Source organism: Flavobacterium fluviale (assembly GCF_003312915.1).
GTDB classification, from domain to species: Bacteria; Bacteroidota; Bacteroidia; order Flavobacteriales; family Flavobacteriaceae; genus Flavobacterium; species Flavobacterium fluviale.
Genome location: NZ_CP030261.1, coordinates 1,653,079 through 1,679,897, shown reverse-complemented (window position 1 = coordinate 1,679,897; position 26,819 = coordinate 1,653,079). Strand labels below are relative to the sequence as shown.

28 protein-coding genes are annotated in these 26,819 nt (G+C 33.1%); 13 read left to right on the top strand and 15 right to left on the bottom strand.

The features are described from left to right. Positions 1-34 precede the first annotated feature (34 nt). The 7 genes from thiC (at position 35) to HYN86_RS07465 (ending at position 6,658) form a co-directional block, all read left to right on the top strand. Entirely contained in the window at positions 35-1,858 is a 1,824-nt protein-coding gene (gene thiC, locus HYN86_RS07495) for a phosphomethylpyrimidine synthase ThiC (RefSeq protein ID WP_113677481.1), read from the top strand. A gap of 104 nt (positions 1,859-1,962) precedes the next feature. After that, positions 1,963-2,571: a thiamine phosphate synthase gene (locus HYN86_RS07490; protein WP_113677480.1), complete on the top strand. Its 609-nt coding sequence runs from the start codon at positions 1,963-1,965 to the stop codon at positions 2,569-2,571. Next, positions 2,529-3,269: a hydroxymethylpyrimidine/phosphomethylpyrimidine kinase gene (locus HYN86_RS07485; RefSeq protein WP_113677479.1), complete on the top strand. Its 741-nt coding sequence runs from the start codon at positions 2,529-2,531 to the stop codon at positions 3,267-3,269. The genes HYN86_RS07490 and HYN86_RS07485 overlap by 43 nt, the downstream gene beginning before the upstream one ends. Beyond that, the gene (locus HYN86_RS07480; protein WP_113677478.1) at positions 3,262-3,900 is read left to right on the top strand and encodes a thiamine phosphate synthase; all 639 of its coding nucleotides are present in this window, start codon (positions 3,262-3,264) and stop codon (positions 3,898-3,900) included. Before HYN86_RS07485 ends, HYN86_RS07480 begins: the two co-directional genes overlap by 8 nt. Continuing rightward, positions 3,881-4,657 (top strand): thiazole synthase, encoded by a 777-nt coding sequence (locus tag HYN86_RS07475; RefSeq protein WP_113677477.1) that lies wholly within the window; start codon positions 3,881-3,883, stop codon positions 4,655-4,657. Before HYN86_RS07480 ends, HYN86_RS07475 begins: the two co-directional genes overlap by 20 nt. 93 nt (positions 4,658-4,750) lie before the next feature. Then, positions 4,751-5,863 carry a 2-iminoacetate synthase ThiH gene (gene thiH, locus HYN86_RS07470; protein ID WP_113677476.1) on the top strand — a complete coding sequence of 371 codons (1,113 nt, stop codon included), beginning with the start codon at positions 4,751-4,753 and terminating at the stop codon, positions 5,861-5,863. An 84-nt stretch (positions 5,864-5,947) separates the two neighbouring features. After that, complete coding sequence (locus HYN86_RS07465) at positions 5,948-6,658, top strand: HesA/MoeB/ThiF family protein (protein WP_113677475.1); 711 nt, start codon at positions 5,948-5,950, stop codon at positions 6,656-6,658. Here the strand turns inward: HYN86_RS07465 and HYN86_RS07460 are convergent. The 4 genes from HYN86_RS07460 to HYN86_RS07445 form a co-directional block, all read right to left on the bottom strand. Beyond that, positions 6,655-7,449 (bottom strand): MOSC domain-containing protein, encoded by a 795-nt coding sequence (locus HYN86_RS07460; RefSeq protein WP_113677474.1) that lies wholly within the window; start codon positions 7,447-7,449, stop codon positions 6,655-6,657. The two genes, HYN86_RS07465 and HYN86_RS07460, sit on opposite strands and share 4 nt — an antisense overlap. A gap of 2 nt (positions 7,450-7,451) precedes the next feature. Further along, positions 7,452-8,090, bottom strand: coding sequence for a leucyl/phenylalanyl-tRNA--protein transferase (gene aat / locus HYN86_RS07455; RefSeq protein WP_113677473.1), 639 nt, complete (start codon positions 8,088-8,090; stop codon positions 7,452-7,454). A 268-nt stretch (positions 8,091-8,358) separates the two neighbouring features. Continuing rightward, on the bottom strand, positions 8,359-8,730 hold the full coding sequence (locus HYN86_RS07450) for a DUF3127 domain-containing protein (RefSeq protein WP_095952682.1): 372 nt from the start codon (positions 8,728-8,730) through the stop codon (positions 8,359-8,361). Between the two features lie 33 nt (positions 8,731-8,763). Next, entirely contained in the window at positions 8,764-9,639 is an 876-nt protein-coding gene (locus HYN86_RS07445) for a flavin reductase family protein (protein ID WP_113679878.1), read from the bottom strand. Between the two features lie 160 nt (positions 9,640-9,799). On the opposite strand from HYN86_RS07445, the gene HYN86_RS07440 reads away from it, so the two are divergent. After that, positions 9,800-10,951, top strand: a complete 1,152-nt coding sequence (locus HYN86_RS07440) for a sensor histidine kinase (RefSeq protein WP_113677472.1) — start codon at positions 9,800-9,802, stop codon at positions 10,949-10,951. 107 nt (positions 10,952-11,058) lie between these two features. Here the strand turns inward: HYN86_RS07440 and HYN86_RS07435 are convergent, their stop codons facing one another. Further along, positions 11,059-11,448: an HIT family protein gene (locus tag HYN86_RS07435; protein WP_113677471.1), complete on the bottom strand. Its 390-nt coding sequence runs from the start codon at positions 11,446-11,448 to the stop codon at positions 11,059-11,061. A gap of 55 nt (positions 11,449-11,503) precedes the next feature. Next, positions 11,504-11,980, bottom strand: a complete 477-nt coding sequence (greA, locus tag HYN86_RS07430; RefSeq protein ID WP_113677470.1) for a transcription elongation factor GreA — start codon at positions 11,978-11,980, stop codon at positions 11,504-11,506. Between the two features lie 156 nt (positions 11,981-12,136). Here greA and HYN86_RS07425 point away from each other — a divergent pair, with 156 nt between their 5' ends. Continuing rightward, positions 12,137-12,553: a Rieske (2Fe-2S) protein gene (locus HYN86_RS07425; protein ID WP_113677469.1), complete on the top strand. Its 417-nt coding sequence runs from the start codon at positions 12,137-12,139 to the stop codon at positions 12,551-12,553. A gap of 4 nt (positions 12,554-12,557) precedes the next feature. Here the strand turns inward: HYN86_RS07425 and HYN86_RS07420 are convergent, their stop codons facing one another. The 8 genes from HYN86_RS07420 to HYN86_RS07385 all read right to left on the bottom strand — a co-directional run bounded on the left by HYN86_RS07420 (position 12,558) and on the right by HYN86_RS07385 (position 22,928). Further along, entirely contained in the window at positions 12,558-15,230 is a 2,673-nt protein-coding gene (locus HYN86_RS07420; RefSeq protein ID WP_230406442.1) for a carboxypeptidase-like regulatory domain-containing protein, read from the bottom strand. Positions 15,231-15,436: 206 nt separating this feature from the next. Next, complete coding sequence (locus tag HYN86_RS07415; protein ID WP_113677467.1) at positions 15,437-16,159, bottom strand: GLPGLI family protein; 723 nt, start codon at positions 16,157-16,159, stop codon at positions 15,437-15,439. Positions 16,160-16,222: 63 nt separating this feature from the next. Further along, a complete protein-coding gene (locus HYN86_RS07410) occupies positions 16,223-16,393 on the bottom strand; it encodes a hypothetical protein (protein WP_162789322.1) in 171 nt (56 codons plus the stop codon). Between the two features lie 242 nt (positions 16,394-16,635). Further along, positions 16,636-18,798 (bottom strand): TonB-dependent receptor, encoded by a 2,163-nt coding sequence (locus tag HYN86_RS07405; protein WP_113677465.1) that lies wholly within the window; start codon positions 18,796-18,798, stop codon positions 16,636-16,638. A 268-nt stretch (positions 18,799-19,066) separates the two neighbouring features. Continuing rightward, entirely contained in the window at positions 19,067-19,468 is a 402-nt protein-coding gene (arfB, locus tag HYN86_RS07400) for an alternative ribosome rescue aminoacyl-tRNA hydrolase ArfB (RefSeq protein ID WP_113677464.1), read from the bottom strand. 1 nt (position 19,469) lies between these two features. Next, entirely contained in the window at positions 19,470-21,584 is a 2,115-nt protein-coding gene (locus tag HYN86_RS07395) for a DUF4301 family protein (protein ID WP_113677463.1), read from the bottom strand. After that, the gene (gene pnuC, locus HYN86_RS07390; protein ID WP_113677462.1) at positions 21,548-22,168 is read right to left on the bottom strand and encodes a nicotinamide riboside transporter PnuC; all 621 of its coding nucleotides are present in this window, start codon (positions 22,166-22,168) and stop codon (positions 21,548-21,550) included. Before pnuC ends, HYN86_RS07395 begins: the two co-directional genes overlap by 37 nt. Positions 22,169-22,196: 28 nt before the next feature. Then, positions 22,197-22,928: a geranylgeranylglyceryl/heptaprenylglyceryl phosphate synthase gene (locus tag HYN86_RS07385; protein WP_113677461.1), complete on the bottom strand. Its 732-nt coding sequence runs from the start codon at positions 22,926-22,928 to the stop codon at positions 22,197-22,199. Between the two features lie 94 nt (positions 22,929-23,022). On the opposite strand from HYN86_RS07385, the gene HYN86_RS07380 reads away from it, so the two are divergent. The 3 genes from HYN86_RS07380 to HYN86_RS07370 are packed head-to-tail and all read left to right on the top strand — an operon-like array spanning position 23,023 to position 24,383. Then, positions 23,023-23,619 carry a Crp/Fnr family transcriptional regulator gene (locus tag HYN86_RS07380; RefSeq protein WP_113677460.1) on the top strand — a complete coding sequence of 199 codons (597 nt, stop codon included), beginning with the start codon at positions 23,023-23,025 and terminating at the stop codon, positions 23,617-23,619. A 15-nt stretch (positions 23,620-23,634) separates the two neighbouring features. Next, entirely contained in the window at positions 23,635-23,988 is a 354-nt protein-coding gene (locus tag HYN86_RS07375; protein WP_230406441.1) for a hypothetical protein, read from the top strand. After that, entirely contained in the window at positions 23,985-24,383 is a 399-nt protein-coding gene (locus HYN86_RS07370) for a group III truncated hemoglobin (RefSeq protein WP_113677458.1), read from the top strand. Before HYN86_RS07375 ends, HYN86_RS07370 begins: the two co-directional genes overlap by 4 nt. 73 nt (positions 24,384-24,456) lie before the next feature. Here HYN86_RS07370 and HYN86_RS07365 read toward each other — a convergent pair whose 3' ends face one another. Next, positions 24,457-25,107 (bottom strand): 4'-phosphopantetheinyl transferase family protein, encoded by a 651-nt coding sequence (locus HYN86_RS07365; RefSeq protein WP_113677457.1) that lies wholly within the window; start codon positions 25,105-25,107, stop codon positions 24,457-24,459. 297 nt (positions 25,108-25,404) lie between these two features. Between HYN86_RS07365 and ahcY the strand changes: the two genes are divergently transcribed. Beyond that, positions 25,405-26,721: an adenosylhomocysteinase gene (ahcY, locus tag HYN86_RS07360; protein WP_113677456.1), complete on the top strand. Its 1,317-nt coding sequence runs from the start codon at positions 25,405-25,407 to the stop codon at positions 26,719-26,721. Positions 26,722-26,819 lie beyond the last annotated feature (98 nt).

The following is a 26,819-nucleotide window of genomic DNA, read 5'->3' as shown; positions in this document are numbered from 1 at the left end:
AAACTTTAAACTTCAAACCTGAAACAAAAATATTATGACAAACGAAGAACAAATATCCAGAACTCCGTTTCCAAATTCTACAAAAGTTTATATAAACGGAGAAATTCATCCTATCAAAGTAGCGATGCGCGAAATTGCTTTAAGTGACACCAAACTTTCAAATGGCGGAATTGAAAAAAATCCTCCAGTTACAGTTTACGACACTTCTGGTCCGTACACCGATCCTAATATTGAAATTGATATTAGAAAAGGACTGCCACGCTTACGCGAAAGCTGGATTCTTGATCGAAATGATGTCGAAATTTTAGATGAAATCACATCAGATTATGGTCAAACCCGATTGAAAGATGAAACGCTAAATCATCTTCGTTTTGAATATTTACATCAGCCAAAAAGAGCTAAAAAAGGTGCCAACGTCACGCAACTGTATTACGCGAAACAAGGAATCATTACACCTGAAATGGAATATATTGCGATTCGTGAAAATCAACGAATCGAGCTTTTAAACGAGCAGACCAAAGCCATGCAATGTCAGCACAGCGGTCACAGTTTTGGAGCCAACACGCCAAAAAGTAAAATCACAGCAGAATTTGTTCGTTCTGAAGTCGCTTGCGGAAGAGCCATTATTCCAAACAACATCAACCATCCGGAAAGTGAACCCATGATTGTGGGACGTAATTTCTTGGTCAAAATAAATGCCAATATCGGTAACAGCGCCGTGACTTCGAGCATTGAAGAAGAAGTTGAAAAAGCGGTTTGGGCGTGCCGTTGGGGCGCTGATACTATTATGGATTTATCTACAGGAAAAAATATTCATGAAACCAGAGAATGGATTATTCGAAATTCTCCCGTTCCTATTGGGACCGTTCCGATTTATCAGGCTTTGGAAAAAGTAAAAGGAATTGCCGAAGATTTAACTTGGGAGATTTTCCGCGATACTTTAATTGAGCAGGCAGAACAAGGTGTTTCCTATTTTACAATTCACGCTGGAGTATTGCTTCGCTACATTCATTTAACTGCCAATCGAGTTACTGGAATCGTTTCGCGCGGTGGTTCGATTATGGCAAAATGGTGTTTATTTCATCATAAAGAAAACTTCTTGTACACGCATTTTGAAGAAATCTGCGAAATCATGAAACAATATGATGTTGCTTTTTCATTAGGCGACGGCTTACGTCCAGGTTCGATTGCTGATGCGAACGATGCTGCGCAGTTTGCCGAATTAGAAACTTTAGGCGAATTGACCAAAATTGCTTGGAAACATGATGTTCAGGTTTTTATCGAAGGTCCAGGTCACGTTCCAATGCATATGATTAAGGAAAACATGGACAAACAATTAGAACATTGCCACGAAGCTCCTTTTTATACTTTAGGACCTTTAACCACAGATATTGCTCCGGGTTACGACCATATTACATCTGCAATTGGCGCCGCAATGATCGGCTGGTACGGCTGTGCAATGTTGTGCTATGTAACACCAAAAGAACATTTGGGTTTACCGAATAAAAAAGACGTTAAAGATGGTGTCATTACTTATAAAATTTCAGCTCATGCTGCCGATTTAGCAAAAGGTCATCCGGGAGCGCAATATCGTGATAATGCTTTGAGTAAAGCCCGTTTTGAATTCCGTTGGGAAGATCAGTTCAATTTGGCTTTAGATCCTGATACCGCAAGAGAATTTCACGATGAAACCCTTCCTGCAGACGGTGCAAAAGTGGCTCATTTTTGTTCGATGTGCGGACCAAAATTCTGCTCTATGAAAATATCTCAGGAAATTAGAGATGTCGCTGCCGCAGAAAAAGGAATGCAGGAGAAATCAGAAGAGTTTATTGAGCATGGGAAAGAGATTTATATTTAAGATAGAATCAAGACTATTGTATTAAGTATTAAGATTTTTTAGTCAACCCTATTCTTTCTAAAATTTCTTAATACTTAATACTCAAATCTTAATACTTTAAAAATATGATTGTAATTACAAATTCTTTTGCTGTTGCAGATGAAATCAAAATAGTGAATTATTTATTTGAGGAAGGATTGGCTTTGCTTCATATTCGGAAACCTGATTTTTCTGAGTTGGAAATGGCGCAGTTCATTCATCAAATAAAACTAGATTTTAGAGATCGAATTGTTTTGCACAATCACCATGCATTGGCAGAAGATTTTGGAATTAACCGATTTCATTTTTCTGAAAAAGAAAGAAAAAATACGACAGATTCTCCTGCAAGGTTTTCAAAACCTTCTAGGTATTCAACATCAACACATTCTATTAAAGATTTCAATTCATTAGGAAGCAATTTTGATTACGCGTTTTTAAGTCCAGTTTTTAAAAGTATTTCAAAAGAAAATTATCTACCAAAAAAAGATCTTTTTGAAGAGATAAAATCACGAACAAATTACAAAACAAAAGTCATCGCTTTGGGCGGAATTGATTCGCAAAAAATTCAAAAAGTGCTTCTAAATGGTTTTGATGATATCGCTCTTTTAGGAGGAATTTGGAATCATGAAAACCCACTAAAACAATTCAAATTATGTCAACAAATCGCCCTTTCGCACTTACAATCGCAGGTTTAGATCCGTCTGGCGGTGCTGGTATTTTGGCTGATATCAAAACTTTTGAACAGCATAAAGTAACCGGTTTTGCTATTTCGACAGCGAATACAATTCAGACGGAAAATCAGTTTTATGAAATTGAATGGACAGATGTAAATTTTATTATTCGGTCTATCGAAACACTGTTTTCTAATTATAAAATTGCTGTTGTCAAAATTGGAATTGTAGCTTCTTTACAAGATTTAAATCGAATTATTTTGACAATAAAACTACTATCTCCTGCTGCAAAAATAGTTTGGGACCCAGTCTTAAAATCAACAACAAAATTTGAATTTATGACAATTGATGATCATTCAAACTTAAATAAAATCTTAGCCGAAATCGACTTAATTACACCGAACTATCATGAAGCCAAAATTCTGTTTCCTGATTTTAGTTCTAAAGAAAATAAATTTTCAACGAGCATTTTATTGAAAGGCGGACATAACAAAAAGGCTTTAGGAACAGATACTTTATTTCTCGAAGATGAAATTTTAGAATTGCTTCCTTCAAACCAGAAATGCTCCGAAAAACATGGCTCCGGCTGTGTACTTTCTTCTGCAATCGCATCCAATTTAGCATTAAATCAAACCATGATAGAAGCCTGTAAAAATGCCAAAATATATATCGAAAATTATTTGAGTTCAACTTCAACTTTAATCGGATATCATTATGTATAATAAACTGCAATACATTTCGCAAGGCGAAACAATCGAAGAACAATTACGCAATATCCATCAAGTTCTTGATGCTGGATGTGAGTGGGTACAAATGCGATTTAAAAATCAAACAACTCAAAATACGCTTGCTTTGGCAGAAGCTGTAAAACTTCTATGCGATAAATATCAGGTCAAATTTATTGTAAATGATGATTTGCACCTTGCCCAGCAAATTGAAGCTGATGGAGTTCATCTCGGATTAACAGACACAAAAATTGATGAAGCAAGAGCTATTTTAGGCTCTGAAAAAATAATTGGCGGAACGGCTAATACTTTCGAAGACATTCAAAATCATGTCAAAAACGGATGTGATTATATTGGTTTGGGACCTTTTCGTTTTACAGCAACAAAAGAAAAATTAAGTCCAATTTTAGGGTTATCGGGATATTTTGATATTCTTCAAAAATTGAAGAAAGATAAAATTGACGTTCCAGTTTATGCAATTGGAGGCATCACACTGCGAGATGTAAATCCGTTAATGGAAACTGGAATTCACGGAATTGCCGTTTCTGGAATCATTACAGAAAGTGATGAAAAGGAAAAATTAATTCAACAATTAAAAGAAAAATTATATGCAAACGTCATTGTTTAATATTGGAGACAAAAGCTTCAAATCTCGTTTGTTTTTAGGAACTGGAAAATTTGGCTCAAATGAAGAAATGGAGCAGGCTATTTTGGCTTCAGAGAGTGAATTGGTTACTGTCGCCCTTAAACGCATTGATTTAGAAACGGATACAGATGCTATTTTGTCGCATTTGAAACATCCGAATATTAATTTATTACCGAATACATCTGGAGCAAGAAATGCTAAAGAAGCTGTTTTTGCAGCGCAGTTAGCTCGTGAAGCTTTGGAAACCAATTGGGTAAAACTCGAAATTCATCCTGACCCTAAATACTTAATGCCTGATCCTATAGAAACTTTGAAAGCAACAGAAGAATTGGCAAAACTTGGTTTTTTTGTTCTTCCTTACATTCATGCTGATCCTGTTTTATGCAAACATTTAGAGAATGCAGGAACGACAGCTGTAATGCCTTTAGGTTCACCAATTGGCAGTAATAAAGGTTTAAAAACAATTGATTTTTTAGAAATTATAATCGAACAAAGTAATGTTCCGGTTATTGTCGATGCTGGAATTGGCGCTCCATCTGACGCTGCAAAAGCAATGGAAATTGGTGCTGATGCTGTTCTGGTCAATACTGCAATTGCCGTTGCCGGAAATCCTGTGTTAATGGCCGAGGCTTTTGCAGCAGCTGTAATTGCAGGTCGAAAAGCATTTGAAGCTAGAATTGCAAATAAGCAAAATTATGCTGCTGCTTCTAGTCCCTTGACTTCATTTTTATATGAGTAAAAATTTAACCGCAAAGTTCGCAAAGAAAAGCGCTAAGAACGCAAAGCTTTGCGAACCTTGCGTAAATCTCCGCGTGCTTTGCGGTTAAAAACTATGAACACATTCAAATCTATTTTTGAGCAATATAATTGGGATTCTATTCAATCCAAAATATACAAAACCACGTCAAAAGATGTCGAGCAGACTTTGGCAAAAACTAAACTAAATCTCGATGATTTTCTAGTCTTGATTTCTCCAATTGCACAAAATTATTTAGAACAAATGGCACAGAAATGCCATGAAATTACGAAAAAACGCTTCGGGAAAACGATTCAAATGTATGCACCTTTGTATTTAAGCAACGAATGCCAGAACATTTGTACGTATTGCGGATTTAGTTTAGACAATAAAATTAAAAGAAAAACACTTTCTGATGCTGAGATAAAACTTGAAGTTGAAGCCTTAAAAAACAATGGCTTCGATCATGTTTTACTGGTCACGGGCGAAGCCAATTACACCGTAAATATTAACTATTTTCTAAATGCAATTGACTTAATTCGAAAAGATTTTTCGATTATTTCGGTTGAAGTCCAGCCGCTTTCTACAGAAGATTATGAACGTCTGCATGAAGCTGGAGTTTATTCGGTTTTGGTTTATCAGGAAACTTATCATCAGGAAGTTTACAAAAAATATCATACGAAAGGAAAAAAATCAAATTTCGACTATAGATTAGAAACTCCAGATAGAATAGGAACTGCCGGAATTCATAAGATTGGTTTAGGTGTTTTATTAGGTCTGGAAGATTGGCGAACAGACAGTTTTTTCAATGCTTTGCATTTAGATTATCTTCAAAAAAAATATTGGCAGACGAAATATTCGGTTTCTTTTCCGCGCCTCCGCCCTGCCGAAGGTATTATTGAACCCAATTTTATTATGGATGATAAAGATTTGACACAGTTAATCTGCGCATATCGTTTATGGAATGAAGATTTAGAAATTTCGATTTCAACTCGTGAAAACGAGAAATTTAGAAACAATATTATTCCAATCGGAGTTACAAGTATGAGCGCTGGTTCTAAAACAAATCCAGGTGGTTATGTTGTTGATCCGCAATCATTAGAACAATTTGAAATAAGCGACGAACGATCTGTAGCTGAAATTTCAAAAATTATTAAAAAAGCCGGCTACGAACCTGTTTGGAAAGATTGGGATAAAGTTTATAGTTGAAACGTTTCAGGTTTCAGGTTTAAGGTTTAAGGTTTGTGGACTTAAAATTTTACAATTCACAACTCACAATTCACAATTAAAAAAATGAGCATTATCAAAGAATTCCTTCGTTACAACAGACAAACTATTCTCCCTGAAATTGGTGATGAAGGTCAGGAAAAATTAAAAAAAGCACGTGTTTTAGTAATTGGAGCTGGTGGTTTGGGCTGCCCTATTTTACAATATATTGCAACGGCCGGAGTTGGTTTTATCGGAATTATGGATTTTGATACGATTGAAATTCATAATCTGCACAGACAGATCTTATATACCGAAAACGAAATTGGCCAGCACAAAGCAGTTGTGGCAAAAGATGTTATTTCTAAATTAAATCCGCTGATTGAAACTGTTGAGATTAATGAAAAATTAACTTCAGAAAATGCTTCAAAAATTATAGAACAATTTGACATTATTGTAGATGGTTCTGATAATTTTTCGACTCGTTATTTGGTCAATGATACTTGTGTTCAGCTTAAAAAACCATTAGTTTACGGAAGCATTTTAAAGTTTGAAGGACAAATTGCGGTTTTTAATCATAACGGAAGTAAAAATCTGCGTGATTTATTTCCAGAAATGCCAGATCCAAAAGATGTTCCGAATTGTAATTTGAATGGAGTTTTAGGAACACTTCCCGGAATTATTGGCAATATGATGGCACACGAAACCTTAAAATTAATTTTGGAATTACCAACTTTAAAAAACGAGCTTGTAATTTTTAATACTTTAAACTGGAACTTTACAAAGCTGAATTTTTAAAATACAACCTCATCCCCAACACTTATAATTCCCGAATTTAAACTGACAATGTTAGTTCCAAAAAAAACCGCATTACCTACCCTTCTGTATTTGCTGAGTGTTTTTAGTGGTTCTTTTTTTACAATTCCTTTCTCTGGATCATTGTTGACCATAATACATCTTTCGCAGATTTTAATGTTTTTAAACTCCACTTCTCCAATTTTAAAAGTAGTAAAATTGTCTTCTTCGTGAGCGTTTTCAGTATTAATAACAATGTTAGGACGAAATCTTTTTACAGTAATTTTTTGTTCTAATTTATCATTTAAGACATCCATACTTTCTGTTCCAACCAATAAATATGGGTATCCATCGGCTAGACTAACATTAAAAGTTTCTTTGAGTTTGGAACTTTCATGCCTGCGGTCTCCAAGATTATTTATTTTAACTAGTTTACATTCAAAACCCAAACAATCGCTAAACCATTTTGAAGTGTTTTTACTAACCTCAAAAACTTCTGTTTTATCATCCCAAACAGTTGTTTCAATTTTAGCATTTATATATTCATCAATAGAAAATTCATGTTGTTGTTCTTCAAAAACTAAACTAAGTTTTCCATCAGCAATTTGTGGATAAAACTGACTCATGATTGGATGTTCTCTCTGCGTGATCATTTGATTATCTGCATCAATTAACATCCATCTGCGGTCATTTTCAAATCCCATTTCTTGGGCAACAGCATCTTTACAGCTTATTCCTGCCAGACTTTTTATTGGATAAATGTAAATTTCTTTTACACTGTATACTGCACTCATTTTTATTTATTTTTTAAAATAGACATAAATTCTTCGCGGTCAATTTCACGGCATCCTAAACTTTCTAGATGTGGATTATAAACCTGACAATCTAATAATTTATAGTTTTCTTTTTGCAAATATAATGCTAAAGCAATAAAAGCTGTTTTTGAGGCATTTGAAACTTTAGAAAACATACTTTCTCCACAAAAAACATTTCCGAGATCAATTCCGTACAAACCTCCAACCAAAGTTTCATCCTGCCAAACCTCAACAGATTTAGCAATTCCGTCTTCATTTAATTTACAATAAGCATCAATCATTTCGTTAGAAATCCAAGTTCCGTTCTGACCGTCACGTTTTATCTGCTGGCAATTTAAGATTACTTCTTTGAAATTTTTATTGAAAGTAACTTTAAACATTTTCCTATTTAAGACATTCCGCATGCTTTTGGATATTATCAATTCATCAAAAAACAATACCATTCTGGGATCTGGCGCCCACCAAAGAATAGGCTCGCCTTCATTGAACCACGGAAAAATGCCGCTTTTATAAGCTAGTTGTAAACGTTCTGGACTGAGATCGCCTCCAATAGCCAAAACACCTTCTTCATCTGCTTCTGTGACTGGCGGAAAAAATAAGTCTTTGAATATGTAATGCATTTTTTATAATCAATTTTAAAATTCAAAATACATCTGATTTGTCATTTCGACCGAAGGGAGAAATCTTCACGAGAAACTCCTCACAGAACTGACAGATCTTTGTAGAGTTACTACCGAAGATTTCTCCCTTCGGTCGAAATGACAAAACCCGCTGTAAACTCTCTGCGTGTGAATCGAAAAATGAATTCAAAAACAAAATTCCAAACTCCAAATACAACTTCATGCTTTGGAATTTGGAATTTATCTTTTTGGAATTTAAAGTTTACGTTTAGAACGGTAAATCGTCTGGTTCGTCTTCGTTAACGTTTGTTGCTGGAGCAAAAGTTTCTGCTGTTGGCATTGGCGGTGCTTGTGTAGGAGCAGCATCTGCTAATCTTTCGATTCTCCAACCTTGAATACTATTGAAATATCTAGTTTCTCCTTGTGGATTAACCCATTCTCTTCCTCTTAAATTGATAGAAACTTTTACTGCCTCTCCTTGTTTATAGCTACTCAACAAATCGCATTTATCTTGTGTAAATTCGATTAAAATATGTTGTGGATACTGCTCCTCAGTAGTAACAACTAACTCTCTTTTTTTGAATGAGGCACTAACTTGCTGCTCTGGGTTAACCACTTTTACTTTTCCTGTAACTTCCATCTTCGTCTATATTAATTATTGTTTCTATTTCTTTTATTTTTTGGCTAAAAGCACTTTCCAAGCCGATTCAACATCGCCGTTGTCAAGATATTTTTTGGCTTCTAAGTGTACTTTTTTCTGGTCATCTGAACTTAAAACTCCTTTGACAGAAAAATTTTCTTTCACAAATATACTAACTTCTTCTTTTGTAGGCAAGGCTTCAATGTTGCCTAATTTACCTAAATCATTTCCATCAAAAACATCACTTTCTTTTACGAAATCGGGCACAGCATCTACGCCTACTCCCAGTGTTGTCAATGGTTTTGCAACTTCAAAAAGTCCTTGGTTGGATCTTGAATACCAGTTATTTCCAAGTCTCGAAACCAAATCAATTTTATGCTGATCAATTAATCCATTTTCATCTAAAATAGATTCGTGAATATGAATTTTTACAACTTCACATAAAATTAAATTTCCTGCACCGCCTTCTTCTCCTAACGGAATAATCTGCGTAATCTTACATTCAAACTGAACGGGAGACTCTTTTACACGATAGGGTTTTACTAAATCTGAAGGAATCTGCGTTAGGCCGGCTTTTATGAATTCGTTTACTCCGTCTCCATATTCTGTACTTGCTAAAGACGTCTGTTGTACTAAGTTGTAATTTACAACATTTATAACAACTTCTCGAGTTGCTTCGGCATTAATTAAAGTATGTTTGATTGTATTATCACGAACGCGGCGTGACGGTGAAAAAACCAATATTGGAGGATTAGCACTAAAAACGTTAAAGAAACTGAACGGTGACAGGTTCGGAATTCCCTTTTCGCTGATTGTACTTGCAAAAGCAATTGGTCTCGGTCCCACCGCACTTTGCAGATAGCCTTGCAATTGCGCTGTTGGAATCTCTTTTGGATTAATACTTATCATACTTTTTAATTTAAAACCAAATCTCATTTTGGTACCTGCAAAAGTATTGAAATGGTTTAATTATGAGAAATTGTTTTACAGATAAAACAAAAAAACTTTCGGCATTCGCAAAATATAAAATGTGTATATTTCGTTATATTTATACCACAAAATAATTGATATGTCTTTTTCAGAAAGAACAAATACAACCCGTTGGATCATCATTTCCGTTTGCTTTATTATCATTTCTCTAATTCTTTGGAACACTTATACTTTTTTCCAAATCTTTAAAAATGAAGAACGTTTGAAGATGAAACTTTTTGTAAATGCACAAATTACAATTGTAAATGCAAACGAAAATACCGATGTCGAACTGCCGCTTCAAATTATCAATAATAATACCTCTATTCCTGCTTTAGTAATATTGTATGACAAAGTTGTGAGCGCTACAAATGTTCCAGACGAAATTCTAAACAATAAGAAAAAAAGAGCAGGTTATTTAAAAAAATTAAGAAATGAAAATGAGCCGATAACTTTTGAATATGCACCTGGAAAATACCAAACACTATACTATGGAAATTCAGGATTACTAAATAAACTCAAATATTATCCGATTGCATTACTTCTAATTATCGTTTTATGTGTTGCTTTAATTTATAATTTTTATAAAAGCACCAAAATGGCGACTCAAAATAAGCTTTGGGCAGGAATGGCAAAAGAGACAGCACATCAAATTGGAACACCGCTGTCGTCTCTTATAGGATGGGTCGAAATATTAAAAACAGAAGAAATTGATCCCTCGATCAGTATTGAAATTGAAAAAGATATTGAACGTCTGCAGACTATTACGGACCGTTTTTCTAAAATTGGTTCGGTTCCAGTTTTAGAGTCTCATAATATTGTAGAAGAGACAAAAAATGCTTACGAATATCTTCAGTCGCGTTTTTCAAAACAAGTCGTGTTTTCATTTCAGGCACCGCAGGAACCAATTTTTGCAATGATAAATCCAACTTTGCACAGCTGGACTATTGAAAACTTGGTTAAAAATGCTATTGATGCTATGAAAGGAAAAGGAACTTTAGACCTTAAAATTGAGCAAGATGCTTTTAATGTGAAAATTAATGTGAAAGATTCTGGAACAGGAATTTCTAAAAAACAATTTAAAACCATTTTTGAACCAGGATTTACTACCAAAAAGCGCGGCTGGGGACTTGGTCTTTCTTTAACGAAGAGAATTGTTGAAGAATACCATAATGGAAATATAAAAGTATTACAGTCTGAAATAGGAAAAGGAACTACTTTTCAAATCTTATTAAATAAAAAAGTGCAGTAAAATTATTTACTGCACTTTTATTATCTATTTGTAAGATTGAGCGAAATTGAAGTTCTTTTCGAATCTTTAAAACGAACTTATAATTCGTCTGAAATTTCGTGAAAACATTATAAATTCGCCTGAATATCTTTTGCTAAAGCTTCAAATTCTTCTTTAGAAAGAGAAACTTTATTTTGAAAACGCATTTCATCCATTTCATTTAACGGAATTAAATGTACGTGGGCATGAGGAACTTCAAGTCCAACAACGGCAATTCCGATTCTTTTACACGGAACCGTTTTTTCTAAGGCTGCTGCTACTTTTTTAGAAAACTTCATTAAGCCTAAATAATCTTCTTCTTCCATATCAAAAATCTTATCGATTTCTTGTTTTGGAATGCAAAGCGTATGCCCTTTAGCATTTGGATTTACATCTAAAAAAGCCAAATATTTATCGTCTTCAGCAATTTTGTATGCGGGAATTTCTCCGTTTACTATCTTAGTGAATATTGAACTCATGGTTTTTTTGGGTTAATCGTTTAACTGTTTAACCGATTAAACGGTTAAACTAAAATTAGTCTCTTGAGATTTCAAGAATTTCAAATTTCAAAACTCCGTTAGGAACAGTGATTTCAGCAACTTCTCCAACAGATTTTCCTAGTAAACCTTTTCCAATAGGAGAAGTTACAGAGATTTTACCTGTTTTAAGATCTGCCTCACTTTCTGCAACAAGAGTATATTTCATCTCCATACCGTTACTTTGATTTTTGATTTTTACATTCGATAAAACCAAAACCTTCGAAACGTCTAATTGAGACTCATCAATTAATCTTGCATTTGAATATACTTCTTCCAGCTTAGCAATTCTCATTTCTAATAAACCTTGTGCTTCTTTCGCAGCATCATATTCTGCGTTTTCAGACAAATCCCCTTTATCTCTCGCTTCTGCAATATCTTGAGATGCCTTTGGACGCATTACACTTTTTAAGTGCTCCAATTCATCTTTTAATTTCTTTAGACCTTCTGCTGTATAATAAGATACATTACTCATAACTTCATCGTTTATATAAATACAAAAAATCCCATCGCGACGGGATTTTCTTACCACAAATATACTATAATTTTTAATAGTACATAATTATATGTTAATCATATAGATTTCAAATCTAAATAAATTATTTTTGTTTCACTAATTCTTATTAAAATAATGAAAAAAATCTGGTTCTTTATCGCGTTTACAGCTGTTTTATTTTCATGCAGCGACAACAACAGAAGCAATAACAATCCGTATATTCCTAATTATTCTATAAATGCTTATTTGGATACCAATCTTCCAACTTACAATAAATTGATCTTTCCGAGCAATCCTGTTTATGTGGCTAACTATGGGGCAAAAGGAATTATGGTAATGAAAACGGGTGAAGGAACTTACACCGCTTTTGATGCGGCATGTCCAAACCAAGCACTCACATCATGCACCGCCATGACTATTGACGGAATTTATGCTGTTTGTTCTTGCGATAAAACTCAATATAATTTGTTTACAGGACTTGGCGGAAAAGAATACCCGATGAAACAATATCGTGTAGAATCTTCTGGAAGTGTTGTGCATGTATATAATTAAAAATCTATAATTTATAAGAGACTGTGAACATAATAGCTCTTGGCAAAATATAAACTGACTGCTCGCTGATCATATAATCTGAAAACTTGTTACTATATTTCTTTTTAACATCGAAAAGGTTATTTACGCTCAGCTGAAAACCAAAAGGATTATTTTTTTTCTGATAAAATATTGACGTATCTAACATATCATAAAAGTTGGATTGATTTTTACTATATGTGTTTTTTAAATAATCATAATTGATTTTATAAATCCAAAACTTAAGAATTGTAATTTCAAACGCTGATGTAATAGCATCTGTTTGAAAATGTGACTTGGTCAAACCCGAAAAACTGCTAAAACCTTTAGTGTAGCCAACGCTAATATCTGGCCATTTTTTATATGCTGTTTTAAAAACTAAACCAATATCCTGACTATCTCTTTTATTAATTGTTGTAATATTGTTTAATTTTTGTGAATATTCAAACCAAGATAATCTTGTATTTAACTTTAAGTTGAATCTATAAATTCGCTTAGAAAATGAGCCATTAAAACCAATGTTTGTTTCAGGATTATCAGTCATTACAGGAGTATTGAATTGATTTATGCCATCTAATTCTACTTCATTGCGAATGACTTTTGTTTTTTTAGAGTAATTAAGCATTGCATTCCAAATAATTCCTCTGTAAGAATTCATTTTTGAGTAACGTAAATTGGCTGTGTGATATTTTTCATTTTCTAATAATGCATTACCTTTAAAAACAGTATTATAAAACTCTAGAGTATATTTGTCTGCTAACTGATTAACTTCTGGAAATCTATTTTCCAATTTATAAGTAAAACTCAAGGTTTCAGACTTATTAAACTCATAATCACTATTCCATTGTGGTTGAAAAAGTGTTTTTGTAACAGTATGATCATTATCATTTTGAATGGCATTTAAGTGATAGCCATGAAAATACAATCCTGGTTTATTGACCCATTTTCCTACCCTGAATTTATATTCTAAACCAATGTAGGCGTCATTTAATTTGTATTTAATATTATTGCCAAAACCTTTATCTGAAAAGTCATTAATAGAGCCGTCGGTTAAAATTTGCTTTTCAGAAGTCTGAAAAGCTGAATATTCATGATTATTCGCTACAACAGTATATAAATGATTGGCATTATTAATAATCCAGTAATGCTTAAAAAGCATATCAATGCTATTGGCTTCTGTTTTCTTTATCTGATTTAAAGTATAATTATCGTCTTTCTCCATAGGTATTAGTCCTTGCAAAAAAGGCTCATTTGTAAACCAATTATTTATTGGGGTAATTTTATTATAAGCCTGATTAATTACAAATGTTGTCGTATTACTGTTATTATAACTTTTATGCCATTCGACGTACTGTTTCACCGAAATATTATCTGCTTTATTAATAGTCTCAAAAGTAGAAATGCCTAAATTTGTTGTTGAATTTAAAACACTTTCCAAATCATTTGTACTTGATTGATATTGTCCGTTGTAATACCATTTTTCTTTATTAGATGGCGAATAATCCAGCTTTACATTACCAACACCAAGTACAGCTCTATTCTTTGCATTTCTGTCTTTATCTTCAAATGCAATTGCAGTATTACTTAAATATTCAATATTATTTTCAATTCTGGAAGTCATTAAAGCTTTAGAAAATATTCCAAAACCTGAAACAGAAAGTTTTGCAGAAAGATCGTGACTAAAATTAAATGCACCAAATTGTGATTTATTTTTTAAAACATCGGTATTGTCATTAGAAAAAGAAGACAAATTAGACAATGATTTTCTCCCTGAAAGAAAACTACTTACGCCACCGCCAAACCGCATTAAATCATCAAATGTAAATGTACTTTTACCAATAGTATTGGCATCACCTATAAAACTCACATTTGTTTTTGGACTATAATAAAACAAAGCAATATGTGCCAGATAAAAACCATTATCGCCTGCTCCAACCTCTGCACCAGCTTCTACGTCTCCAAAAACAAATTTCTTTTTATCTTCCTTTAGTTTTACATTCATGGCTAGGTCATCACTATCTGAAACCTGCTTCATAAAACCTACCTCATTAAAATGATCTATAACCTCGATTTTATCTAAAGCATCTGCAGGGATATTTTCTACTGCTAATCTAGATCCGCCACCAAAAAAAGATTTTCCTTCGACGAGCATTTTAGTTACTTTTTTACCTTGCACTGTAACTATCCCTTTTTTGTCGACCTCAACGCCTGGTAATTTCTCTAAGATTTCCTTCATCTTACGTTCGTTGCCATTTGCAAAACTGTTGACATCAAACACTAAAGTATCTTTTTTTACGATTATAGGCTTGAACTCATGTTTGATAACAATTTCTTTGAGGTTTTCTCCAGTTTCTTTAAGATGAAAATCATGTGCAATTATGTCTGATGAGGATTCTAGAATAAAAACTTCTTCGATATAACCAATATAAGATACCGTAATTTCATATGCTACATTTTTTTCAAGTTCTAATTTGTAGCGCCCTTTATTGTCTGCAACAGCAAATTTTAAACTTGCTTTTTCCTGTATCGGTTTGGCAATTACGTTTGCAGATTCTAAAGGTTTAGATGCATCGTCGGAAACTACACCGGTAAAGACATACCCCTGAGAAAAGGCAACTAAAGAATTTAAAAACAATAAAATCGCAAATAATCTAATCATTTTATAATTTATTCTATTAACATTAAGAAAGTATAAAATCATTAAAAAATGCAACCCTTCTCTTTAATTGACTGTGGCTTTATTACAATCTTTCTTATTCTTTTTAAAATTAGACCAATCCGCTAGTATTTTTATATCTAAATCTTTCTTTTTGAGCACTTTGTGTTATTAGAAGAAAAACAATAATTAAGTATATTTAGAGATCTTTAACTTTTATTATTTATAAATGAAGAAAGGTATTTATCATACTCTTCCTGAGTAATAGCCTTTCCTTTTGGAAATTCAAACTTCATCTCTTTGTTTTTATCAATTTTTATCTCAGTCGCGAGAAATACGCCATATGATTCCTGCAATTCTAAGATTAGTCCAGGTAAGCCAAAGTATTCTTTAGGGCCATATCTATAAGGCAGACTAGGAGCAAACCATGCTGTAACAGGAACTGTAATATTGTCTCCTTTCCAATTCATGTAACTTTTAAGATATATCGCTTTATAACACAAATAATCCCCTATTTTTTTACTTTCTGTTGTAATATTCCATTCTTTATTTTTAATATTTTGTTTGACAAGCATTCCATTATTTACATAACGAAACATTCCTAATTTTAAAATGTTGTCTAAATAATAATCATAAGTACTGGAATAACTATTAGCCATTTTATCAAATCGCTGTTCTTCCTTACTAACATCAAGAGATAAAATATTATTACGAGTAAATTTAGATTTAGAATTATCAAATTCTAATAAAAATACCTGTTTAGCAAGACTCGCTGATTTTCCTTCCTTAACTTTCTTTCCTAATGGATCCGTTGGCTTATAATCAGAATCATACTCCTGAGCAAACATTACTTTATAAATAACGGTACCCTGTGAATAACTATTAGCAAATACTGCTAAAGCCAAAACTAAAAAAAAACATTTCTTTATCATTTTTTGATTTTGATTATAGCAGGCGAAATCAGAATTAGATTTACACCTGCTATCATTATATATTTATCCACCATGTGAATCACAAAGTTCAACAAGATGTCTGTATTCATCGTGAGCTTCATCAGGTGGCATCTGGTTTTTAGGATCAATGATAAGCATTTGATCCATAGCCCAATTTTCACAGTCAGTAAAAAATATTCCAATATTCTCTGAATCTAATGGAATTTGCTTCATCTGAAATTGATTATTCACCATTGACAATGCACTAAAACGCAACAACTGCTAAATAATGTTTTTTCATTGAATAAGGTTTTAATTTGTTAATGTTTTGCTTTTGGTTAACGTTATAAACGTACGAAAAAAAACGTTAAAAAAAACAAAAAAATCGATATAACCTTAACGAGTTAACACAAAAAAGCCCATAAATCTCAAATGAAATTGAGGCTTATGGGCTTTTTTGCGTTTTAGTTTAAATCTTAAAATTTCAATGTCAATCCAGCTAAAAAATTAATTCCTGCTTGTGGATAATAGTATGGGTAAATGTCCCACATTGCTCCATTTGAAACATATTTTTTATCGAAAATGTTATTCACCAATCCTGTGATCGTAATTGATTTAAAAATAGTATTTGGTTTTATTTCATAAGAAACATTCAAGTCATTTACAAAATAATCTGCCAACTTAGCTGCAGGCAGTTCAATGTTATTCATATACTGTTCTCCAACATATTTCTGCAATAGCGAAACGTACAAATTCTCAATTGGTTTATAAACAATAATATTTCCTGCAATTACTTCTGGCGAATAGGCAATTTTGGTTGTTCCGTAATATTCACCGTCTACTGCTAAGTCTACATTTTTGTTACTGCTTAAAGTAAAGTTCGGTCTCAATGTAAACTTATCCGAAAGTGCAATTGTAGCATCAAACTCAAAACCTAAGCGGTAACTTTTTTCCGAATTGGCACGAATTGGCGCACCGACATCGTCGAGTCTTCCCGTTAAAATCAATTGATCTTTATATCCCATATAATACAGGTTAGAATTCAATTGAAATTTTTCCGAATTAAATCTCCATCCTAACTCAAAGTCATTTAATTTTTCCGGCTTTACGTTTCCGCCTTCATAATCGGTTCTGTTTGGCTCACGGTTAGCTCTTGCATAAGAAAAATACAATGTATTATTTTGATTAAAAGCGTAATTCAAACCTGCTTTAGGATTAAAGAAATTAAAATTATCATCAACCAGACCTGTTTCTGCGCTATTAGCTTTGTACTTCACATTTCTGTATTGTAAATCTCCGTAGAAACTCAATTCTTCTGTAAATTGATAATTTGCTTTAGCAAAAATATTTCCATCAGTCTTTGTAGAAAAATCATCATAATAATGATCTCCCAATTCTGAGTCTGCAGCATTTCTCGCCCAAATTACTTTTCCGTAATGATCGCCTTCATATTTATTCCAGCCTCCGCCTACAATAACATCCAGTTTTTCATCTTTATATTTTGCCGAAAAAGTAGTTCCGTAAAAATCATTATCTAACCATTTTTGACGAATTAGATCTGTCTCTGAAACATCATCTGCAGGTGCCAAATTATACTCAGACATTAGTGCATCTTCCTTATAATTTTCAAAATAACCTTTCCCTTTTGTGTAGTGTAAGGCTAGATTTGTACTCCATCTATCAGAAATTGATTCACTCCAGTGTAACTGATAATGATCTTGGTTATAGTTGTCAGTTTCATTATCATAGTAACGCGTATTTCCAAATTCATCGGTATATTCTCCAGCCGAATTGTATCTGCGATTCTCATTTAAAGTTTCAGCATCGATTCCGTTCCATGATTGATAAGTTTTTTGAGTTCCTCCAAAAGCCAAAGCTTTAATTAAAGTTGTTTTTCCAACATAAGTTCCTTGCAGAAAATAGGATTTCAGATCAGAACTTGCACGATCAACATAACCATCTGATTTAATAGTGGATAAACGTCCTGCCAATTCAAAATGTTCATTTAATAATCCTGTACTGAATTTTACGGTGTTTTTATTGGAATTGAAACTTCCATAAGAACTCGAAATTTCGCCAGTTGCCTTTGCTGCATAATTGTCTGTAAGCATATTTAAACTAGCACCAAAAGCTCCAGAACCATTTGTAGAAGTTCCAACACCGCGTTGCAATTGCAAACTTTCTACAGAAGAAGCAAAATCGGGCATATTAACCCAAAAAGTCCCCTGACTTTCAGAATCGTTGTATGGAATTCCGTTAATAGTAACGTTTACCCTTGTAGCATCGCTTCCGCGGACTCTGATTCCCGTATAACCAATTCCGCCTCCCGCATCAGAAGTTGTTACAACAGATGGCAGATAATTCATTAAAACTGGAATATCCTGTCCAAGGTTTCGCGTTTTAATTTCTTTTTTATCCATGTTACTAAAAGTAACAGGCGTTTTTGAAGTAACACGAACTGCAGAAACTAAAACCTCATCAAGAGAGTTTACTTTGGTAGAATCTTGCTGTTGCGCAAAAGAAAAAAGAGAATAGAAAAAAGAGAATAGAAGAAATAAAATAGATTTGGTTCTGCTCATTTTTTGAACCTTAGAACCTTTGCAACTTAGTACCTCAGTACCTTTAAAGATAGTTTTCATCTGTAAAAAATTACAAATAAAAGGGGGAATTATTCTTTTGTTAAATTAATAAATGTGTTTCCGACAATATAAAGTGTGCACGCTTAAAATTGTCGTTTTTTCCCTTAGCAACATTACTCGCTCAGGTTCTTTGGGTATGATCTCAGCTCGTTATTTGGAGCACCCCTTTGAGACAGTGCAAATATAGAAAAGTATTAAGATAAATATACATAGTATCAAGATTTAGTTTTAGATCTCTTTCTTAGTACTTAATTCTCCAATCTTAATACTAAAAATCAGGTTTTCTTCTTGACTGTTTAAGATCCGAAACGTTTTTTTTATCTTTAATTCTTTTCTTAATTACCGATTTTGGAACTTTTGTTGCTTTTCTAACCTTAGGAACATAAAGCCCCTTTTTTATTAAATCAAGAAATCTCTTTATAACAATTTCTTTGTTTTTTAGCTGACTTCTATCTTCATCACAATTTAAAATCAGGATATTTTCAGTAGTTAAACGAGCAGATAAATTGTCTTTTAAAAGTGTTTTTTCATCTTCTGATAAAGCCTGAGAAGCATTCAGATTAAAACTCAAGACTACTTTTGACGAAACTTTATTTACGTTTTGTCCGCCGGCACCGCTGCTCCGAACGGCTTTAAAGCCCAACTCTGATATGATTTTTTCTGTATCCATTTTATTGTGGCTGATGTGCTGCTTTCAATAAATCATTTACTGTTTTTACCGGATTAAAAGTAATCAAAGGAACTGCAACAAAAATAGTTAACCAATTTGCCATTGAACCGTTCCATAAGCCTGGAAGTTCGTAATTTTTAACAGATCGACCTTCAATACTTTTCTCTACAATAAAACCAGTATTTTGATCGACATATTGTGCTAAATCAAACTTTTGATTTTTATAATTTTTAATTCCGCAAACCAAATCTACTGGGTTAAAATGAGTTGCTTCTGCTAAAATTCTCTCTTGCTTTTTATCTTCCAAATCAACTTGAGAAGTCTCTACTATTTGTAGAGATTTTATACCTTTTTTATTGATCGTCCAAAAAGGTCCTCCACCTGGTTCTCCTTCATTTTTAACCATTCCGCAAACACGAATTGGTCTATCCAATAGATCTCTAAGTTTCGTTATTTTATTTTCAAAAGTAAATTTATTGAAATCTGGTGTCATTTCAACGTTAAACTCTTTTTGTAGAAACCGCAGAATAGCAGCAATATTTTCTTCTGCAATCTCTCCTGCTTCTATAAGCCTGAGATATTCAAAACTCTTCTGCTGCATTTCAATTAAAACACCTGCCAAAGCTTTTTTGTATAATGTAATTTGTTCTATATGATTTTGAATGACATTATCTATGTTTTTAATAAAAATAATGTCCGAATCAAGATTATTCAGGTTTTCAATTAAAGCGCCGTGTCCTCCTGGTCTAAAGATTAACTTCCCGTTTGTATCCTTAACAACTTTGTTTCTTGTATCAATAGTTATAGAATCCGTACTTTTATTTTGGTACGAATAGCCAATATTAATTTCAATTCCTGAAAGCTTTTCAATATTTCCCTTTACTTCTAAAACTGCTTTTTCAAACAAATCCTGATGAATTTCTGAAACTGTAAAATGTAAATTAGATACATTTCTTGATGACGCATAATGAACGCATTCATTTAAATGTTCTTCAATTGGATTTGCAATATGTGTCTTATATAAATGGAAAGGTAAAACTGCTTTTGGCTTGTTGGCAGAATTAAAATGATCTGGAGAAAGCAATAATTTTATAAAATAGTAATTTTTATAATCTCTTTCTAAGACATCAAAATCGGGATAAATCTCTCTAAGTTTTTTATCTACCGCTGCAAAAAAAGGAAACTTCTCCATTCCAACAATAAAAATGGCAAGTTCCTTATCATTTTTTCTGTTGATGTAAGCATTAATGGTTTCTTTTTGAATATAAAAATCATTTAAAAAAGCAATCAAAAACTTATACATTCTTGTTGCCGCACCAGAAGCAGGTACAAACTTTTTAATTTTAAAATCATCTTTATATTTATCGAAGAAAAGTGCTTTTTCTTTAAAGTCATTCTCTGACAAACTTAAAATTCCATCATTAATTGTTGCTGGTCTAAGTAAAGTGCTTTTTGCAATTCCTTTTTTAAAAACATCTAATTGTTTTAAAATAACATCAAAAGAAATTCCTCTATTATATATCTGTACAAAGTCATCAGATGAGAAACCACTTTCTTTGGCTATGGTTAAATTATCAATGATTGAAATCGCTTTTGCTAAACGGCTTTCTTTATCTCCAGACAATGTAATAAAGGGCTTTTTGGTATCAATTAATGTTTGTTTGAAAACAGAAAACACAGTTTCTCTTCCTTCTGGGGTATCTCGAATATCATCTTTCTCCCAAGGAACATCAATATCTGTTAAAAAGAATAAATCGTATTCGTGCGTCAATGCCGCTTCATGTAAAAGCGGATCACAGAAACCATAATACATTTCAGAAAAAACTTTTGTTACCATCAAATTGGTATCACAAAACAGGTATTTATTTGCCGAAGCCAGTTTTTGGTTTTCCAGTGCAGTCTGACCATAGGCAATTGGCATCATATCATCTGCAACACAGATGTGCTGATTTTCTTCCCATTTTTCCTGTAAATAATCGCGTGCAAATTCTGGAACCCATTCTGTTTCGTAATATTCTGCAAGCTGTTTTGCCAATGTGGTCTTACCTGTACTTTCAGGTCCAAATAAAGCAATTTTTATTATAGTTGTTTTTTGCTGTCTAAGATCTTTCTCCATTCTAAATAAGCTGCAATAGCCAAAATTGTAAAAATTATATACTGAAGTGACAGCATCCCTAAGCCGCGATAGGCATAAAGAGGTACAACAATAATATCACCAATAATCCAAAGTGTCCAGTTTTCTATTTTCTTCCTGGCCATGTACCACATTCCCGCAAAAAATATTCCAGACGAAATCATATCGACATAATTGTCTGCTTTAATTTCATAGCCAAAATATTTATAAATTCCGAAAACTACAAAAACGGTAACAATAAACAGTAAGATTCCAATTATTTTTTCATTAAAAGTTGTACGAGTAATCGGCAGATTTTCTTCAACTGTTCCTCCTTTTGCCCAAACATACCACCCGTAAATACTCATTATTGAAAAATAGGCATTGATAATCATGTCTCCAATATAACCTGCTACATATAGCAGGTAAACTGAAATTACCGTTGCAATTAATCCTGTTGGGTAAACCCAAATATTTTCTTTTTTTGCAAACCATACACTTAAAATACCAAAAACAAATACTAAAAACTCAAGAGCAATATGCCACAACGGCGCATTTTTATAACTATCAAGAAAAAAGTCAATCATTTTTGTGGTATTTAAAGGCGGTTAATTTTTATGAATCGAAAAAATGACTGTCATTTTCAAAAGCAGTTCCTATAACCACTAAATCTGCACCAGCATTATAAGCTTTTTTAATTCCATGCAAATCTACAATTCCTCCTCCAACAATTATAGGAATTTCGATGTTTTGAGCAATCAGTGAAATCATTTCTAAAGGAACCGGCTTCTCTGCCCCGCTTCCCGCTTCTAGATAAATCAATTTGTTGCCGAGCATTTCGCCTGCTTGTGCAGTTGCAAGAGCGAGATCAAAGTTTTCGCGGTTAAGCGGCTCAGTTTTACTAACTCGGGCAACAGCCGTTTCATTACCGCTTTCAATTAAAATGTATCCTGTTGATAGTACTTCAAGATTTGTTTTTTTTAATATTGGCGCTGCCTGAACTTGATATTCTATTAAATAATCAGGATTTCTTCCAGATAATAAAGACAGGAACAAAATAGCATCTGCCTGTGGGGAAATCTGCGACGGATCTCCAGGAAATATTACAACTGGTAAATTTGTTTTTTGTTTTAGCTGTGCAATTAAATCTTCTAAAATAGTGCTTTGAACAATACTTCCTCCAACAAAAATATGGGTTGCAGGTGATTGATTTATTTTATCTAATAAATGTTCTAAATTTTCCCAGACAATTTTATCAGGATCCAAAAGTATAGCCAATAATTTCTGGCCGCTTTTCTTAGCTGCCAAAATCTGCTGATGGATCGTAGTAAGTGTTTTTTGCTCCATAATGGCTGTAAAAGTAAAAAGTTTTTAACGTAGAAGAACTATTATGAATGAATTATATTTGTAATGTCTTTGTTAAGAACCAAAGAATCAATTTATGATCGAAGCAGAATTATTAGAGAAATATGGTGCGGTAAAAAAGTCCTTTGAAAAAGGTGAAATTATCTTTGAAGAAGGAAATCTGCCCGCGTATTATTATCAGATAGTTTCTGGCGAAATCAAAATGTCTAATTACAACGACGACGGACGAGAATTTATTCAGGGAATATTTTATAAAGAGCAGTCTTTTGGAGAACCTCCATTATTTTTAAACCAAAAATATCCTGCCAATTCAATTGCTGTAGAAGACAGCCAGATTTTGCTTCTTCCAAAATCTAATTTCATGAAACTGCTTGAAGAAAATCCTGCAATAAGTATTAAAATCATCGAAAACCTTGCGCAGCGATTGTATTATAAATCGGTTATGGCCGCGGAAATATCGACACATGAACCAGAACATCGGGTTTTAAAATTAATCGATCACGGAATTGCTTACTTTAATTTTCAAAAAGATAAAAATGGTTATCTGATTAATTTTACGAGACAGCAAATTGGAGATTTAACTGGTTTACGTGTAGAAACAGTTATTCGGGCTATAAAAGCTTTAGAAAAAAAAGGCGAATTGAAGATTATAAACAGGAAAGTATACAGATAAAAAAGTTCTCGTTTTATGATTTTAATCATAAAATGCAGCGGTATTGTGAACGTACCTTTGTGGTATAAAAATCTCAATATCATGACACTATATCAAACAACATTCGAAAATTTCAACAAAAGTTATATGGGTTCTGCTGCAATGGCTGTAATTGGTCAAAGCTGTTTAGGAGGCGCTGCTGCAATGTACGTTTTATCTAACGGAACTTCTGTTTTTCAAATGATTCAATTAGCTATCATTGTTTTAGCTTGTATTTTTGTAAATACTTCAATTTTGGCACAAATGAAACATAAAGTAGTTTTCAATCTTTTAATTCTTAGTTCAATTTTAAGCGTGGTATTTATTCTGTTAAACACTCTCATTCTGTGAAAAAGCAAATAGAAAATAGGGATGATCTCACGTTTTTGGTAAATCAATTCTATGATAAGATAAGAGCCGATCAAGAAATTGGCTCTTATTTTAATGAAATAATTACAGATTGGGATGCGCATCTTGAAAAACTGACTGATTTTTGGGAAACGAACTTATTTGCCGTACGCAAATACAAAGGAAATCCGCATGCGGTTCATAATGAAGTTGACGCTCATTTTAACGAAAGTATTACAGCAAACGAATTCGGAATCTGGCTGAATCACTGGGCGCAGACATTAGATGAACATTTTGAAGGCGAAAATGTCGAAACCTTAAAAAGACGCGCTCGAAAAATGAGCACTTTCCTTTATGTGAGTATGTTTAAGCATAGACAAAAAGAAAGCGAAATTTAATCATTATTCTGCCATTGCGAGAAACGAAGCAATGACTAGACTGAAAACTGTCACTGAAAACTGCGACTAAAAACTACTTCTCAAAAGCATAAACCAAAGTAAAAGTTCCTTCAAAATTATCTGATTTGATTTCTTCATAATGAACATCAAAATCTTTTATCAGATCATCGAAATGAAGGCTGGATTGAGTTTGTTTTTTATCTAAAGAAAAATCTTCTACCCTAATATGGTCTTTAAAGCTGATTCCTTTTTCATTTCTAATTTTAAAGATTGCCTCTTTAGCACCCCAAATAACCGTAAGCTTTTTAATATATTCTTCTGAAAATTTTGGTTCTAAATAATTGCATTCATAATCCGTAAATTTATCTGCAATTTTCTGAATTTTTTCGCGCTGCAATTCCATATCAATTCCTACCGTTTCATCGCTTATAATTATCGCAGCAAAATGATATGAATGTGTAATTGAGATATAATTATGACAATCAAAATACGGTTTGCCAAATTCGTCATAATGCAAGTCTTTATCGGTAAAACCCATTTCCTGAATCAGCATTCGAACACTTAAAAAAGCACGCTGATGCATCTGCGATTTCATTCCGTCAAGTCTTCGCTGTGTTTTTTCTTTTAGTGTTACTTTACTATACAATTCATCAAAAGATTCGGTTATTTCCCAAATTAAAATTTTAGTAGTTTCATTGAATTGTATGGTCTGAAATAAAGGCATTTCTTTTTAATTGTAAATTATGAATGGTTAATTTTAAACCATATAAGTAATATCAGAAAATATAACTGCTGGCTCAAAAATGTATTAGTAAATATAAGCAATTCACTGCAAAGGTAATAGTTTAACAATCTTTTTTAAAATGAACTTATATCAGTTATATGGTTTAAAACGATTTATAAACTAATATTCTAGAGATTAAGAAATTAAAGATTTCACAAATCTGATAGAAAGTAGTAAAATTCAAAAGGTATTATGTAAATTTGCAAAAATTTTACAATATACAAATATACACTATAAATGAGTACTACAACTACGCCTTATGTGGCTTTCAAAGTAAAAGACATTTCTCTAGCGGCTTGGGGAAGAAAAGAAATTGAATTAGCTGAAGCTGAAATGCCAGGTTTAATGGCGCTTCGTGCTGAATATAAAGACGAACAGCCTCTTAAAGGTGCTCGTATCGCTGGATGTTTACACATGACGATTCAAACTGCTGTTTTAATCGAAACTTTAATCGCTCTTGGTGCTGAGGTTACTTGGTCTTCTTGTAACATTTTCTCTACTCAAGATCAGGCTGCTGCTGCTATTGCTGCTGCTGGAATTCAAGTTTATGCTTGGAAAGGTCTTGACGAAGAATCATTTGACTGGTGTATTGAGCAGACTTTATTCTTTGGTGAGGACAGAAAACCATTGAACATGATTTTGGATGATGGTGGAGATTTAACTAACATGGTTATTGATCGTTACCCAGAATTGGTTCCTGGAATTAAAGGTCTTTCTGAAGAAACTACAACTGGTGTTCACAGACTTTACGAAAGAGTAAAAGCTGGAACTTTACCAATGCCTGCTATCAACATTAACGACTCTGTTACTAAATCTAAATTTGATAACAAATACGGTTGTAAAGAATCTGCAGTTGATGCTGTTCGTCGTGCAACTGACTTAATGTTGGCTGGAAAAAGAGTAATCGTTTGTGGATACGGTGATGTTGGAAAAGGAACTGCTGCTTCTTTTAGAGGTGCTGGATCTATTGTAACAGTTACTGAAATCGATCCAATTTGTGCTTTACAAGCTGCAATGGACGGTTATGAAGTTAAAAAATTAAATACTGTAATTGCTAATGCTGATATCATCATTACAACTACAGGAAATAAAGATATTGTTCTTGGAGAGCACTTCGAACAAATGAAAGATAAAACGGTTGTTTGTAACATCGGTCACTTCGATAACGAAATCGACATGGCTTGGTTAAACAAAAACCACGGTGCGTCTAAAATCGAAATCAAACCTCAGGTTGACAAATACAACATCAACGGAAAAGATATCATCATCTTGGCTGAAGGTCGTTTAGTAAACCTTGGTTGTGCTACTGGTCACCCAAGTTTTGTAATGAGTAACTCATTTACAAACCAGACTTTGGCTCAAATCGAATTATGGAATAACAGCGCAGCTTACAAAAACGAAGTTTATATGTTACCAAAACATTTAGATGAAAAAGTTGCTGCTTTACACTTAGCTAAATTAGGCGTTGAGTTAGAAACTTTACGTGACGATCAGGCTGCTTATATTGGTGTTCCAGTTGAAGGTCCATTCAAACCAGAATACTACAGATACTAAATTGATTTTAGATTTCTGAGTTTAGATTTTAGATTATCTAAATACATATTCAAACCCGACAGGTTTTTAAAAACCTGTCGGGTTTTCTGTTTTAAATT

Bases quoted from the DNA above. Each gene is read 5' to 3' on its own strand.
- thiC (WP_113677481.1), top strand. From the start codon at position 35: ATGACAAACGAAGAACAAATATCCAGAACTCCGTTTCCAAATTCTACA.
- HYN86_RS07490 (WP_113677480.1), top strand. From the start codon at position 1,963: ATGATTGTAATTACAAATTCTTTTGCTGTTGCAGATGAAATCAAAATA.
- HYN86_RS07485 (WP_113677479.1), top strand. From the start codon at position 2,529: ATGTCAACAAATCGCCCTTTCGCACTTACAATCGCAGGTTTAGATCCG.
- HYN86_RS07480 (WP_113677478.1), top strand. From the start codon at position 3,262: ATGTATAATAAACTGCAATACATTTCGCAAGGCGAAACAATCGAAGAA.
- HYN86_RS07475 (WP_113677477.1), top strand. From the start codon at position 3,881: ATGCAAACGTCATTGTTTAATATTGGAGACAAAAGCTTCAAATCTCGT.
- thiH (WP_113677476.1), top strand. From the start codon at position 4,751: ATGAACACATTCAAATCTATTTTTGAGCAATATAATTGGGATTCTATT.
- HYN86_RS07465 (WP_113677475.1), top strand. From the start codon at position 5,948: ATGAGCATTATCAAAGAATTCCTTCGTTACAACAGACAAACTATTCTC.
- HYN86_RS07460 (WP_113677474.1), bottom strand. From the start codon at position 7,449: ATGAGTGCAGTATACAGTGTAAAAGAAATTTACATTTATCCAATAAAA.
- aat (WP_113677473.1), bottom strand. From the start codon at position 8,090: ATGCATTACATATTCAAAGACTTATTTTTTCCGCCAGTCACAGAAGCA.
- HYN86_RS07450 (WP_095952682.1), bottom strand. From the start codon at position 8,730: ATGGAAGTTACAGGAAAAGTAAAAGTGGTTAACCCAGAGCAGCAAGTT.
- HYN86_RS07445 (WP_113679878.1), bottom strand. From the start codon at position 9,639: ATGATAAGTATTAATCCAAAAGAGATTCCAACAGCGCAATTGCAAGGC.
- HYN86_RS07440 (WP_113677472.1), top strand. From the start codon at position 9,800: ATGTCTTTTTCAGAAAGAACAAATACAACCCGTTGGATCATCATTTCC.
- HYN86_RS07435 (WP_113677471.1), bottom strand. From the start codon at position 11,448: ATGAGTTCAATATTCACTAAGATAGTAAACGGAGAAATTCCCGCATAC.
- greA (WP_113677470.1), bottom strand. From the start codon at position 11,980: ATGAGTAATGTATCTTATTATACAGCAGAAGGTCTAAAGAAATTAAAA.
- HYN86_RS07425 (WP_113677469.1), top strand. From the start codon at position 12,137: ATGAAAAAAATCTGGTTCTTTATCGCGTTTACAGCTGTTTTATTTTCA.
- HYN86_RS07420 (WP_230406442.1), bottom strand. From the start codon at position 15,230: ATGATTAGATTATTTGCGATTTTATTGTTTTTAAATTCTTTAGTTGCC.
- HYN86_RS07415 (WP_113677467.1), bottom strand. From the start codon at position 16,159: ATGATAAAGAAATGTTTTTTTTTAGTTTTGGCTTTAGCAGTATTTGCT.
- HYN86_RS07410 (WP_162789322.1), bottom strand. From the start codon at position 16,393: ATGAAGCAAATTCCATTAGATTCAGAGAATATTGGAATATTTTTTACT.
- HYN86_RS07405 (WP_113677465.1), bottom strand. From the start codon at position 18,798: ATGAAAACTATCTTTAAAGGTACTGAGGTACTAAGTTGCAAAGGTTCT.
- arfB (WP_113677464.1), bottom strand. From the start codon at position 19,468: ATGGATACAGAAAAAATCATATCAGAGTTGGGCTTTAAAGCCGTTCGG.
- HYN86_RS07395 (WP_113677463.1), bottom strand. From the start codon at position 21,584: ATGGAGAAAGATCTTAGACAGCAAAAAACAACTATAATAAAAATTGCT.
- pnuC (WP_113677462.1), bottom strand. From the start codon at position 22,168: ATGATTGACTTTTTTCTTGATAGTTATAAAAATGCGCCGTTGTGGCAT.
- HYN86_RS07385 (WP_113677461.1), bottom strand. From the start codon at position 22,928: ATGGAGCAAAAAACACTTACTACGATCCATCAGCAGATTTTGGCAGCT.
- HYN86_RS07380 (WP_113677460.1), top strand. From the start codon at position 23,023: ATGATCGAAGCAGAATTATTAGAGAAATATGGTGCGGTAAAAAAGTCC.
- HYN86_RS07375 (WP_230406441.1), top strand. From the start codon at position 23,635: ATGATTTTAATCATAAAATGCAGCGGTATTGTGAACGTACCTTTGTGG.
- HYN86_RS07365 (WP_113677457.1), bottom strand. From the start codon at position 25,107: ATGCCTTTATTTCAGACCATACAATTCAATGAAACTACTAAAATTTTA.
- ahcY (WP_113677456.1), top strand. From the start codon at position 25,405: ATGAGTACTACAACTACGCCTTATGTGGCTTTCAAAGTAAAAGACATT.